This is a genomic window from Kluyvera sp. CHPC 1.2972, from assembly GCF_036759925.1.
Lineage (GTDB): Bacteria > Pseudomonadota > Gammaproteobacteria > Enterobacterales > Enterobacteriaceae > Kluyvera.
Map to the genome: position 1 here is coordinate 173,352 of NZ_JAPKIB010000008.1, position 12,250 is coordinate 185,601.

Below are 12,250 nucleotides of genomic sequence, written 5' to 3' on the forward strand. Positions count from 1 at the left end.
CGACCATGACACAACATATCCGCTTGCGAGGGATTAGCAAGGCATATCCGAACGGTGTGCAGGCGCTTGACGATATCAACCTGGAGATTCAGGCCGGGGAGATCTTTGGCATTATCGGGCGCAGCGGCGCGGGAAAATCAACGCTGCTGCGGCTGTTTAACCGCCTGGAGAATGCTGACCGAGGGGAGATGACGATAAGCGGTGTGCCCATTGGCAAAGGCGCACGCGGGCAGTTGCGGGATTTGCGTCGCCGGGTGGCGATGATTTTCCAGCACTTTAATCTGCACGCCACCAAAACGGTGGCGGACAACGTCGAGCTGCCGTTGCGTATGGCGGGTATCCCTGCCGCCGAACGTCGGCATCGCGTTGACGATATGCTTCGGCTGGTGGGGCTGGAGTCGCTGCGCAATAGCTTTCCTGGTCAGCTTTCCGGCGGGCAAAAGCAGCGTACTGGGATAGCGAGGGCGCTGGTCACGCAGCCGGAGATTTTGCTGTGCGATGAGGCAACCTCGGCGCTCGACCCGGAAAACACGCTGGCGGTACTTAGCCTGCTCAAAGAGATTAATCAGCGGCTGGGGCTGACGATTATCCTGATTACCCACGAGATGGACGTGATCCGTACGCTCTGCGATCGGGTCGCGGTGCTGGAAAAGGGCAGGGTGATTGAGCAAGGGGCGGTGTGGCAGGTGTTTGGCGACCCGCAGCATGAAGTGACGCGCGGGATGCTCGGCACGTTGCATCACGGGCGCGAGGAGAATCGCTGTCTGTTAGCCGAAGGACAGCAACTGATCACGCTGCATTTTAACGGCGTTAACGGGCGAGAGCCGGATTTACAGCAGATTGCGCGGGCGCTCGGCGGCAGCCCGCAACTGGTGTACAGCAGCTGCGAGCCGATTCAGGGGCGGATCGTTGGGCAGCTACGGATTCGCGTCGATTCGCCCCTGACGGCGGAGTCTTTACGGCTGGCGGCGCAGGTGGCGGATAGGGTGGCGGTGAGGTAGCGCCAGCGATTCCCGGCGGCGCTACGCTTGGCCGGGCTACGATTTGAATGTAGCCCAGGCGAGGCACTTACGCCGACCCCGGGGAACAGGCGGTATTGGTGCTGGCCCTGTGCAATAGGCGAAAAAAAAGCCCGTACTTTCGTACGAGCTCTTTCTCAAATATGGCGGTGAGGCGGGGATTCGAACCCCGGATACGTTGCCGTATACACACTTTCCAGGCGTGCTCCTTCAGCCACTCGGACACCTCACCATATTGTTTTGCTGCTCACCGTAGGTGGTCAACGGGGCGGTACTATAGGGAGTTGACCTGAAACGGTCAAGCATAAATTCAGATTTATTTATCGTTCGGTTAAGCAATGAACACCGCCCCGCCGAAAAGCGGCGGAGCGGGTGGGTTAACGCTGAGAATCAAGCTGTTCGTTGTTTTTCACGACGTCCTGCGCCTTTGCGTAGCTTTCGATCAGCAACTGGTACGCCGGGAAGATTTTGGTATACACCTCGGCCCATTCGGCGGCATCCGGACGGTTCCAGGTACGCTGCAGCTCAGAAGCTACGGCGGCGGTATCCATTGGCACGACGCCTGCCTGCGCCACGCGGGCCAGCGTCACTTCCTGCGCCATTTTGCTGTAGGTACCGGAAGCATCAATGACCGCAAATACTTTATAACCATCGGCGACGGCGGCAATGGCTGGGAAGGCCATGCAGACGCTGGTGATCGTCCCGGCGATAATTAACGTTTTGCGGCCCGTGGCCTTCACGGCAGCCACGAACTCCGGATTATCCCAGGCGTTGATTTCGCCTTTACGCGCAATATAGTGCGCATGCGGTGCATTTTCGTGAATTTCCGGGATCAGCGGGCCATTCGGACCTTGCGGCACCGACGCGGTGGTGATCACCGGCAGACCGGCAAGCGTCGCCATTTTCGCCAGCGCCGCAGCGCGAGCGCGCAGCTCTGGCATCGGCATATCGCCCACCGTCTGGAACAGACCGCTCTGATGGTCGATTAACAGCATCACCGCATCGTTAACATCAATCACTGGACGCACGCCGTTGAAATTTGCTGGAGTAGACATGTTATTCACCTCTGTAGTGTCAGATCTGACCAAAGCGGCCGGAGTTAAAATCGCGAATGGCTTCGTCGATTTCGGTTTTACTGTTCATCACGAAGGGGCCATAGCCCACAATCGGTTCGTTGAGCGGCGCGCCTGCCAGCACCAGCACTTTGGCGTCGTTGCTGGCGTGTAGATGAACGCGCTTCCCTTCCTGGCTGAGTACCACCAACTGCGCTTCCTGAGCGGGGGTTTCGCCGTTCACCGTGACGCTACCTTCCAGCACCACCAGGGCAGTGCTCCAGCCGTCAGGCTGCTCGAAGGAGATCTCTTTACCTTCCTGAAGCTGCATATCCCAGACGTTCAGCGGTGAGAAAGTGTTGGCCGGGCCTGCTGCCTCCTGGTAGCGACCGGCAATCACCCGCAGCGTTCCGCTGTTATCCGGCAGCTCCACCGTTGGAATAGCGGCGGCTTCAATACTCTGGTAGCCCGGCGCGGTCATCTTGTCCTTCGCTGGCAGATTGACCCACAGCTGGATCATCTTCAGCTCGCCGCCGCGGCGGGCAAACTCGGCCGAGTGAAATTCCTGGTGCAGAATGCCGGATCCTGCGGTCATCCACTGCACGTCACCCGGGCCAATCACGCCACCTTTACCGGTGGAATCCCGATGTTCTACTTCCCCGGCGTAGACGATAGTGACCGTCTCGAACCCACGGTGTGGATGTTCTCCCACCCCGCGCTTCGCGCCGTCTGCCGGGAAGCTGTATGGCCCGGCATAGTCGAGCAGCAGGAAAGGGCTCAGGCTCTCACCGTGAGACTGATAGGAAAATAACGAACGAACCGGGAAGCCATCACCCACCCAGTGCGGACGTGGCGCGGTATAAACACCCGTAATCTGTTTCATTTGTTTCTCCTGCGTAGTGAGCTTTGATGTGGATTAGCTTATATTCAGATGTAATGACGCGGTAGATAGCGAAAATAACCTACACTGTTGCAAAAATAGAACAATGAGGTGGTGATGCAGGATCTCAATGATTTCGCGTGGTTTGTCCACGTGGTGGACAACGGCGGCTTCGCTGCGGCGGGACGCGCGCTGGATATGCCAAAGTCAAAGCTCAGCCGACGCATTGCGCAATTGGAAGAACAGCTTGGGGTTCGGCTGATCCAGCGCACCACCCGGCAGTTCACGGTGACGGAAGTTGGGCAGACGTTTTATCAACACTGTAAAGCGATGTTGATTGAGGCAGAGGCAGCGCAGGAGGCGATTGCCGTGCTGCAGGCAGAGCCGAGAGGCTGCGTGAAGCTGACCTGTCCGGTCACGCTGTTGCATGTGCACGTTGGACCGATGCTGGCGCGCTTTATGGTGCGTTATCCGGGCGTGCAGATTCAGCTTGAAGCGACAAACCGACGGGTAGATCTGGTGGCGGAAGGGATTGATGTGGCGATTCGCGTCAGGCCACGTCCTTTTGATGACAGCGACCTGGTGATGCGCGTACTGGCGGACCGCGGCCACTGTCTTGTCGCCAGTCCGTCGCTGGTGGCGACGATGGGCAAGCCGCAGGTGCCGGACGAACTCAGCCGCTGGCCGGGGTTAAGCATGTCGGCAGGTAAGCATGTGCATCGCTGGTTGCTGCATGGCCCGGATGGTGCAAAGGCCGAGGTGCACTTTACGCCACGGCTGACGACCAGCGATATGCTGGCGCTGCGTGAGGCGGCGGTGGCAGGTGTCGGGGTGGTACAGTTGCCTATCCTGATGGCGAGAGAACAGTTGGCCGACGGATCGCTGGTGCGTGTGCTCGATGAGTGGGAGCCGAAACGGGAGGTGATTCACGCGGTCTTCCCGTCACGGCGAGGGCTGCTGCCTGCAGTGCGCGCGCTGGTGGATTTCCTCAGCGAGGAGTATGCGCTGATGATTGAGGAGTGAATTTACATTTTATTTACAATTGCGGGTGGGTTGTGCTATTGATGCTCAGTTGCTCTTTTTCGACGGTCTGAGACACGCTGCAGGTAAATGATGAATTCACATAATGTTCCTATGGATATCCCGCCAGCGCTTGCCGAACAGGCGCTTGAAAAAATGGGTTTTCGCGCTTATCCCGCGGTCAGTGAGTCTGGGTTGGGGCAGATTTACCAGGCGTGGTGCCGTTCCGTGCCGTTCGACAATATTCGTAAACGTATCCAGGTATCGCAGGGCATTCTGGGCGCCTTACCGGGCTTTACGCCGGAGGATTTTTTTTCGCACTGGCTGCGCTTTGGCACCGGCGGCACCTGCTGGGCCAGTCATGGTGCGCTGTATGCGCTGCTGAAAGCCGTGGGGTTCCCGGTACAGTTTGGCCTGGCAACGATGCGTTCACCGCGCCCGGTGAGTGCAGACTCCCCTGGGCACGGCACATTGTTTGTTCGTTTGGATAATACTCTTTTTATTGTCGACACCACGATGCTTCACGGCCAGCCGTTACCGTTGCAAGCCTGGCACTCCACGCATCCGGTATGGGGCACGCGGGTACATCGTGATGAAGGATTCTGGTGTGTGAACTGGAAACCGTTGGGCCGTTCACGCATAGACTGCCAACTGCTGGAGATAGATGCTGCCGCATCGGAGTATCCACATCGGCACGAGCGCAGTCGTCACAGTAGCCGCTTTGACGGCGCGTTGTTAATTCGTCTGGCTGGACACGATTCGATTACCGGAATAGTAAAGGGTGAAAAGGTTTTCAGAGAAGCCAGAGGGAAGGAGACGTTTGAGACGTTGTCACACCTTCAACAAAAGAGGCTGCTGGTGGAGCGATTTGGTATTGCGGAAGAGATTGCGGCACAGGTACCGGCGGATGAGGTACCGCGGTAACCAGGATGCGGAAATGATTAAAATAGATATTCTGCGTTGTTCTGTTTGTACTATTACTTCTCACAAATGGTGGCTAATTATTTTGATGATATATTTTAAAATGTGTCATCTGGATAACGTTGTTATTTTTATTATTTCAGTGGGTCATAAATAAGCATCTCATTGAATCTCTGTTTATACCTTTTTATGAGGGATAACTCTAAGCTCGATAGGTTGAATATCTGCCCGGTAAACATAATGAATTTACGGTTGGTTATAATCTGGGCATCGCTGTATGCCGTACTGTGGACTATCGCGACGGTAGCACTCGACCCTGCGGTTCCCTATGATGCCGTAGAGGCGCTAAATTGGGCGCAAAACGCAGAGTGGGGTTCTCCCAAAAACCCGTGGTTGGTTGGCCTGGTCATGTGGCCTGCGCTCCATCTACCCGCGCATATTTACTGGTATGCTGCGCATTTTCTCGCCATCGCAATAGGTATGGTCGGCAGTTGGGTATTTGCACACAGGCTTACTGGCAGCGAAAAGCTGGCCTGGGTGGTATTGCTAACCCTTAATTTATCAGGGTTAATTAACGTTGATATCATTAGCTACAACGATAATTATCTGTTGGTGATGCTATGGCCCTGGATGATGTATTGCTATCTGCAGGCTATTAGCCGAAGCCTGTATTGGTGGCTTGCCTTTGCTCTGTTGGCCGGGCTGGCAGTCATGTCAAAATATTCCACGTTGATTATGGTCGGGTCTATTTTTCTCTCAACGCTTTTCGTGGCGGATATTCGTCGCTGCTATCGACATGTTGTCTGGTATTGTGCGTTAGTATTAGGCGTTCTGCTAATTATCCCTAATATCCTGTGGCTACAAGAGCATAACTTTGCCGCTCTACATTGGGTAAATTCAGAAATGCACTCAGGTATTAATCCGGGGCTTTTTACCTGCTTGATCTCCATTTTTTATCCGTTGCTTATTTCTGGCGCTATTCTCCATTTTTGTGGCGTGCGCTTACGCTGGCCTGTGTCATGGGAAGGTCGGGTGGTGCTGGGAGTCTACCTGATTCCGCTGATAGCGCTTTGCTGTTGGTTTTTCTTCTTCAACAGCGGCAGATTAACCGAATGGCTACAGCCTTTTTTCATTCTGGCACCAGCGCTGATGGTCAGCTGCGTCAACCCAACTTCCGTCATCGTTCCACGCGCTGCGTTTGTGACCTTATTCAGCGCGGCACTGCTGGTCCTCACGGGTTATTGCGGGGTGATGTACGCCAACGTGGCTAATGCAGGGCAGAAGATGAGCGGTGTCATCCCGTTCAGCGACACGGTAAACCGTCTCTGGTACCAACGCTACGGCACTCCGTTGAAGTATGTTGGCGGGGAACGTCTGGCAGAATGGCTAACGTTTTACGTCCCCTCCAGACCCAAAATCATCACCAAATGGAACAACACCACACAGCCAAATATCTACAGTGCGAATATTAGCCGCGAGCAGCTGTTGCATGCTGGTGTTGCGCTGATTGGCCGCGTAGGGGGATCATGTTCCACGGAACATTTTGGTACGGCGCTACAGGAGTGGCCGCATATTCAAATTGATATGAAAATGTCGATCGATTTTCAGACGGACCCATCTCATGACGTTCAGACCGTTTGTATTGCCTTTGTGCGTCCGGTGGGGTGATGAGCTATTCCCGGCGGCGCTGCGCTTGGCCGGGCTACAACTCGTAGCCCGGGCGAGGCGTTTACGCCGACCCCGAGGAGACAGGCGGCTTTGGTGCTGAGTGGATGAAGGAGGGGATCCCCCCAAAAAAGCAATAGGCGAAAAAAAAGCCCGTACTTTCGTACGAGCTCTTTCTTAAAGATGGCGGTGAGGCGGGGATTCGAACCCCGGATACGTTGCCGTATACACACTTTCCAGGCGTGCTCCTTCAGCCACTCGGACACCTCACCATATTGTTGTCCCTTGTTGCTGGGACGAGCGCTAATGTAGGGAAAAGGCTCTTCACCGTCAATAAACTTTTTAAAAAAATCGTGCGTTTACACAAACTTCAACCAACATGCTTCTTAAACAGACATAAATCGTCTTTTTTGCGATCGCCTCCGCATTTTCCGGGACAGGTAAAAGAAATTTGTTATTCTGTTAAACCACAAAAATAACCAAAAACAGCGCCGATCCGTTCTGGTAGCGGTGCCCTGAGCAGGAGTCATTATGGAGATCATCTTTTATCACCCCACGTTTGATACCCCTTATTGGATTGCCGAGCTAAGTAAATTGCTGCCGAATGCCCGTATTCGCGGCTGGCAGCGCGGCGATGATGCGCCTGCTGACTACGCGCTGGTATGGCATCCGCCGGTGGAAATGCTGGCAGGTCGCAGTCTTAAAGCCGTGTTCGCACTGGGGGCTGGCGTTGACTCGATCCTCAGCAAGCTCAAGGCACATCCTGAAATGCTGCCGGAATCTATCCCGCTCTTCCGCCTTGAAGATACCGGTATGGGCATTCAAATGCAGGAGTACGCGGTCAGCCAGGTACTACACTGGTTCCGTCGCTTTGATGACTATCAGGCGCTGCAGCGTCAGTCCAACTGGCAGCCACTGCCGGATTACACGCACGAGGAGTTCACCATCGGCATTATGGGCGCCGGCGTACTGGGTTCAAAAGTGGCTGAGAGCTTGCTTGCGTGGGGCTTCCCGGTGCGCTGCTGGAGCCGTAGCCATAAGGAATGGCCGCAGGTGACGAGCTTCGCCGGGGAAGGTGAGCTGAATGCCTTTTTACAAGGGACGCGGGTGCTGATTAACCTGCTGCCTAACACTGCGGAGACGGTGGGGATTATTAACCGTCAGAATCTGTCCCAACTCCCGGATAATAGCTATGTGCTGAACCTGGCGCGCGGCGTACACGTTGTGGAAGACGATCTGCTGGCAGCGCTTGACAGCGGCAAGCTGAAGGCGGCAATGCTGGACGTCTTTAGCCGTGAACCGTTGCCGCAGGAAAGCCCGCTCTGGCAGCATCCGCGTGTGACGATGACGCCTCATGTTGCTGCCGTGACTCGCCCTAAAGAGGCGATTGCCTATATTGCCCGGACTATCACGCAACTTGAGCGCGGTGAACAGCCAAGCGGGCAGGTCGATCGCGTCCGTGGCTATTGATGTCCCTGGCTAATAAACACGAGGGTTTCCTGCTATCCTTGGCTTACCACGAGAAAGGAGAATGTGATGTATCCTGTTGACCTACATATGCACACCGTTGCCAGCACGCATGCTTACAGTACGCTGCACGACTATATCGCCGAGGCGAAGCGCAAGGGGATTAAACTCTTCGCCATCACCGATCACGGCCCGGATATGGCCGATGCCCCGCACTATTGGCACTTCGTGAACATGCGCATCTGGCCGCGCATTGTTGATGGGGTCGGGATCCTGCGCGGTATTGAGTCGAATATCAAAAACACCGCGGGAGAGATCGACTGCTCCGGCCCTATGCTGACGTCGCTGGATTTTATCATTGCCGGTTTTCATGAGCCGGTTTTTGCGCCGCAGGATAAAGCGACGCATACCGAGGCGATGATTGCGGCGATGGCCAGCGGTCACGTTCACATGATTAGCCACCCGGGCAATCCGAAATTCCCGGTTGATATTCCGGCTATCGCAGCAGCAGCGGCGAAGTATCATGTGGCGCTGGAAATCAATAACTCTTCCTTTGTGAGCTCGCGTATCGGCAGTGAGAGCAACTGCCGCGCTATTGCTGCAGCCGTGCGCGATGCGGGCGGTTGGCTGGCGCTAGGCTCTGATTCACACACCGCCTTTACGCTGGGTGAATTTACCGAATGCCAGAAGATCCTCGACGCCGTGGAATTCCCACAAGATAGGATCCTTAACGTCACCCCACGACGTTTCCTTAATTTCCTTGAATCTCGCGGTATGCCGCCGATTCCTGAATTTGCTGAATTTTAATGACTGAATGGATTAACCAATGAACGAGTTTTCAATCATCTGCCGCGTGCTTGGCTCGCTGTACTATCGTCAACCGCAGGACCCACTGTTGGTACCGCTGTTTACCGTGATTCGTGACGGCAAACTGGCGGCGGACTGGCCTCTGGCGCAGGATGAACTGCTGGCTCGTCTGCAGAAAAGCTGTGACATCCAGCAGATTGCCGCTGACTATAACGCGCTGTTTGTGGGTGATGACTGTAGCGTACCGCCGTGCCGTAGTGCGTGGGTGCAAGGGGCGACGGAAGCGGAAGTTCGCGCTTTTCTGACCGAGTGGCGGATGCCATTAGGTGACAGCCCGGCTGACCAGATCGGTACCTTGCTGCTGGCAGCCTCCTGGCTGGAAGATAAAGCGGAAGACGACGATACTGAGGCGCTGGAAACGTTGTTCGGTGAGTTTATCCTGCCGTGGTTTGAAACCTTCCTGGGAAAAGTGGAAGCCCACGCGACTACCGCGTTCTGGCGCACAATGGCCTTGCTGACGCGTGAAGCCATCACCGCGATGTGGGACGAACTGCAGGAAAGCGAAGAAGAGTGATCTGAATCACACATTCTATGCAAATGAAATAAAGATTATGAGCATTGTGTGCTCATGATCTCATCAAAAAGCCAGGCATCTGCTAAGATGCTCGTCATGAACGTTATCTTCGCTATTGCAATCACAACAGGCATTCTCTCCGGTCTTTGGGGATGGGTTGCCGTGTCTCTGGGTTTACTGAGCTGGGCCGGATTCTTAGGCTGTACGGCTTATTTTGCCTGCCCGCATGATGGGCTGAAAGCGTTGGCTATTTCTGCCTGTACGACAATGAGCGGTGTCATCTGGGCACTGGTTATTATCTATGGCAGCGCGCTGGCTCCCCATCTGGAAATTCTGGGTTATGTGGTAACCGGCATTGTCGCGTTCCTGATGTGTATCCAGGCGAAGCAGCTGCTGCTCTCGTTCGTTCCTGGTACCTTTATCGGCGCTTGCGCGACATTTGCGGGGCAGGGGAACTGGCGGCTGGTGGTTTCATCGCTGGCGGTGGGGCTGATCTTCGGCTATGCGATGAAAAACAGTGGATTGTGGCTGGCAAATCGTAAAGCTAAAGCGGAACCATCGAAAGAATCGGCGTTGTAGTACACCCGCGGCATGATGAAAAGCGGCAGCAGGGAGTGGACCCTGCTGCCGCTTTTTTATTGCTGTGGTAGTGTATTAGTTTTTAAAATTGTCGTTCGCCCAGGAAACTGCTTGGGTGCGATTCTTGACTGAGATCTTTTTAAATAGATGATATAGGTGTGTTTTCACCGTACTTTCGCTAATAAAGAGTGATTGGGCAATCTCAACGTTGGAAGCTCCAATGCGCAGTTTATTCAGGATCTCTTTCTCCCGAAACGTCAGGATCGTACTTTCCTGATTATCGTAACGGTAATTACCGGAATGCATAATCAGGTAGCTCGCCAGCTTGCGCGAAAAGTAGCACTCCCCCTCCATTACCTTCTGTAACCCTTTGACCAGAAAATGTTCTTCATCATGTGCATAGAATATTCCGTTAATATGCGGCCAGCTTTCAATCTCCTGATAAGTGTAATCTTCCGGGGTATTGAAAAGTAAGAGCTTTATGCCGTTATTCATTTTGCAGAGTTCTTCCTGCCAGGCCTTGACCAATTTTTTATCGATTTCGATCATATCAAATAGCACGATACCATCCGATAAATTATCAAGGTTAACCATGTGAATATTAATAACTTTACTGTTCATCTTTAACGTCTTCTTCAGGCTCTGAGAAAGGGCACAGGACTGAAGCGACGGCCTGGTGATGAGTGAAAGAGTCTGGTTTGTCAGAGTGAGCTCTTTTTGCATGATGAGACCCCTAATATTTTTACAGCAGGAAAATTATAAGGTATCTGTTTAAGCGTTGCTGAAATGCGGCTGCTGTTTTGATAAATGTTAATAATTAAAATTCGTTCCTGCTTAATTTAAAATTTAGACGCTACCAATTCTAAAGCAAGAAATAATAGAGAAACAAAATGTAAAAATAAATTTCCAAATGTAAATAAAAACTATTCCTTAAGATTTTAACCTTGTATCTTAATGATCATACATAATGTCTGTTTTGTAAGTTAGTTGACTGTAATATAAGGTATTTTTGTTTTGTCGTAATTGTCTATCAGCTTGCTCTTATCCATTATGTATGATGAATTTATGTGACGTTAATCATTTTCAGCACTTTTGTTGTTGCCGCATTTTTTTAACGCTTTGTTTTTTAGTTATGTTACCTGAATACAGGTAGTAGTGAGCTATTAATACTAAAGTTTGATATTCCTGAAATTAAATCAGACTTTATTATGAGATCCTCATACCTGGCAAATATGCATACTCATCCATATAGCATCGAGACCAGGTTTATATCGGTGTAAACACTTTACATATATCCATGGCGATACCATTGACATAGTGAGGCGGTATATCTTCATGATATTTTATCGAGCGATTCATCCCTAATGAATGGAGTATAAAGAACCTGAGGGTATTGCGATAAATACTCACGGTTCTCACTCTGCTATTTATTAATGAAAACGATCTTTTAGATTGTTTGTGGATGCCTTTCGTCTTATTCGCCTATGTGTCATTTTCTTTCTATTATTCCTTTAACTTATTGATCACAATGATTATTGTGATTCTTGAAAGCCGACTGCCATTGCCAGGAATATTTGTAATTTATAAACGGATGTCGTGATTTTTACCGACCTGAATTTATTGATTTGCGAGCGTTCGGTTATTACGGCAATAGCACACAGCAACTAATAATGCGTGAAAGGGCTTATCATGAAAATGAAGCAAATCGCCATAATAGTGGCGCTTACCGTTTTATACCCAGCAACGACAATATATGCCGTTGCTGCGAATGGTAACGGCGGTGGCAATAGCGGCCAGCACGGTAACGGCAATGGTAACAAGGGGAATGGTAATGGCAATGGAGGCGGCGGCCACGGAAGCGGAAATAATGGTAACGGGAATGCGAATGGTAACGGTGGCGGTGGCAATAATGGAGGCGGCCACGGCCACGGCAACAATGGCAATGGGAACGGAAACGGTGGCGGTGGTCATGGTAGCGGTAATAACGGCAACGGAAATGGTAATGGCAATGGAGGCGGTCACGGCGGTGGCATGGGCGGCGGTCATGATGGCGGTCACGGTGGTGGCATAGGCGGCGGTCATGATGGCGGTCACGGCGGTGGAATGAGCGGCGGTCATGATGGCGGTCACGGCGGCGGCATGGGCGGCGGTCATGATGGCGGTCACGGCGGTGGCATGGGCGGCGGTCATGATGGCGGTCACGGCGGTGGTATGGGCGGCGGTCATGATGGCGGTCACGGTGGTGGCATAGGCGGCGGTCATGATG

At 52.9% G+C, this 12,250-nt stretch carries 12 protein-coding genes and 2 tRNA genes; 8 read left to right on the plus strand and 6 right to left on the minus strand.

All coding sequences use genetic code 11. The annotated features are described in order from the left end of the window. The first annotated feature begins 5 nt into the window (after positions 1–5). Positions 6–1,001: a methionine ABC transporter ATP-binding protein gene (locus V6944_RS14645; RefSeq protein ID WP_333499485.1), complete on the plus strand. Its 996-nt coding sequence runs from the start codon at positions 6–8 to the stop codon at positions 999–1,001. 162 nt (positions 1,002–1,163) lie between these two features. Here V6944_RS14645 and V6944_RS14650 read toward each other — a convergent pair. The 3 genes from V6944_RS14650 to V6944_RS14660 form a co-directional block, all read right to left on the minus strand. Beyond that, positions 1,164–1,251: transfer RNA gene (locus V6944_RS14650), tRNA-Ser, on the minus strand. A 145-nt stretch (positions 1,252–1,396) separates the two neighbouring features. Further along, positions 1,397–2,074 (minus strand): isochorismatase family protein, encoded by a 678-nt coding sequence (locus V6944_RS14655; protein ID WP_333499486.1) that lies wholly within the window; start codon positions 2,072–2,074, stop codon positions 1,397–1,399. A gap of 19 nt (positions 2,075–2,093) precedes the next feature. After that, positions 2,094–2,954 (minus strand): pirin family protein, encoded by an 861-nt coding sequence (locus tag V6944_RS14660; protein WP_333499487.1) that lies wholly within the window; start codon positions 2,952–2,954, stop codon positions 2,094–2,096. 108 nt (positions 2,955–3,062) lie between these two features. Here V6944_RS14660 and V6944_RS14665 point away from each other — a divergent pair, with 108 nt between their 5' ends. From V6944_RS14665 to V6944_RS14675, 3 genes are all read left to right on the plus strand, one after another. Next, positions 3,063–3,974 carry a LysR family transcriptional regulator gene (locus V6944_RS14665; RefSeq protein ID WP_333499488.1) on the plus strand — a complete coding sequence of 304 codons (912 nt, stop codon included), beginning with the start codon at positions 3,063–3,065 and terminating at the stop codon, positions 3,972–3,974. 90 nt (positions 3,975–4,064) lie between these two features. After that, the gene (locus V6944_RS14670) at positions 4,065–4,895 is read left to right on the plus strand and encodes an arylamine N-acetyltransferase family protein (protein WP_333499489.1); all 831 of its coding nucleotides are present in this window, start codon (positions 4,065–4,067) and stop codon (positions 4,893–4,895) included. A 237-nt stretch (positions 4,896–5,132) separates the two neighbouring features. Next, on the plus strand, positions 5,133–6,560 hold the full coding sequence (locus V6944_RS14675; RefSeq protein WP_333499490.1) for a glycosyltransferase family 39 protein: 1,428 nt from the start codon (positions 5,133–5,135) through the stop codon (positions 6,558–6,560). A 181-nt stretch (positions 6,561–6,741) separates the two neighbouring features. Here the strand turns inward: V6944_RS14675 and V6944_RS14680 are convergent. Beyond that, positions 6,742–6,829, minus strand: a tRNA-Ser gene (locus V6944_RS14680). Positions 6,830–7,088: 259 nt separating this feature from the next. On the opposite strand from V6944_RS14680, the gene ghrA reads away from it, so the two are divergent. The 4 genes from ghrA to V6944_RS14700 all read left to right on the plus strand — a co-directional run bounded on the left by ghrA (position 7,089) and on the right by V6944_RS14700 (position 9,984). Beyond that, positions 7,089–8,027 carry a glyoxylate/hydroxypyruvate reductase GhrA gene (gene ghrA, locus V6944_RS14685; RefSeq protein ID WP_333499491.1) on the plus strand — a complete coding sequence of 313 codons (939 nt, stop codon included), beginning with the start codon at positions 7,089–7,091 and terminating at the stop codon, positions 8,025–8,027. 66 nt (positions 8,028–8,093) lie between these two features. Continuing rightward, on the plus strand, positions 8,094–8,831 hold the full coding sequence (locus V6944_RS14690) for a phosphatase (protein ID WP_220439888.1): 738 nt from the start codon (positions 8,094–8,096) through the stop codon (positions 8,829–8,831). Between the two features lie 19 nt (positions 8,832–8,850). Then, on the plus strand, positions 8,851–9,405 hold the full coding sequence (locus tag V6944_RS14695; protein ID WP_333499492.1) for a TorD/DmsD family molecular chaperone: 555 nt from the start codon (positions 8,851–8,853) through the stop codon (positions 9,403–9,405). 96 nt (positions 9,406–9,501) lie between these two features. After that, complete coding sequence (locus V6944_RS14700; protein ID WP_333495910.1) at positions 9,502–9,984, plus strand: DUF1097 domain-containing protein; 483 nt, start codon at positions 9,502–9,504, stop codon at positions 9,982–9,984. Positions 9,985–10,059: 75 nt separating this feature from the next. On the opposite strand, the gene csgD is transcribed toward V6944_RS14700, so the two are convergent. Continuing rightward, positions 10,060–10,710: a biofilm master transcriptional regulator CsgD gene (csgD, locus tag V6944_RS14705; RefSeq protein WP_442910745.1), complete on the minus strand. Its 651-nt coding sequence runs from the start codon at positions 10,708–10,710 to the stop codon at positions 10,060–10,062. A gap of 1,005 nt (positions 10,711–11,715) precedes the next feature. Then, positions 11,716–12,250: hypothetical protein (locus tag V6944_RS14710; protein ID WP_333499494.1), on the minus strand; the 535-nt coding region annotated here is incomplete at its 5' end.

What these genes read in the sequence shown, in the direction of transcription:
- V6944_RS14660 (WP_333499487.1), bottom strand. Translation starts at nt 2,954, where the DNA reads ATGAAACAGATTACGGGTGTTTATACCGCGCCACGTCCGCACTGGGTG.
- V6944_RS14655 (WP_333499486.1), bottom strand. Translation starts at nt 2,074, where the DNA reads ATGTCTACTCCAGCAAATTTCAACGGCGTGCGTCCAGTGATTGATGTT.
- V6944_RS14675 (WP_333499490.1), top strand. Translation starts at nt 5,133, where the DNA reads ATGAATTTACGGTTGGTTATAATCTGGGCATCGCTGTATGCCGTACTG.
- ghrA (WP_333499491.1), top strand. Translation starts at nt 7,089, where the DNA reads ATGGAGATCATCTTTTATCACCCCACGTTTGATACCCCTTATTGGATT.
- V6944_RS14645 (WP_333499485.1), top strand. Translation starts at nt 6, where the DNA reads ATGACACAACATATCCGCTTGCGAGGGATTAGCAAGGCATATCCGAAC.
- V6944_RS14690 (WP_220439888.1), top strand. Translation starts at nt 8,094, where the DNA reads ATGTATCCTGTTGACCTACATATGCACACCGTTGCCAGCACGCATGCT.
- V6944_RS14700 (WP_333495910.1), top strand. Translation starts at nt 9,502, where the DNA reads ATGAACGTTATCTTCGCTATTGCAATCACAACAGGCATTCTCTCCGGT.
- V6944_RS14670 (WP_333499489.1), top strand. Translation starts at nt 4,065, where the DNA reads ATGAATTCACATAATGTTCCTATGGATATCCCGCCAGCGCTTGCCGAA.
- V6944_RS14695 (WP_333499492.1), top strand. Translation starts at nt 8,851, where the DNA reads ATGAACGAGTTTTCAATCATCTGCCGCGTGCTTGGCTCGCTGTACTAT.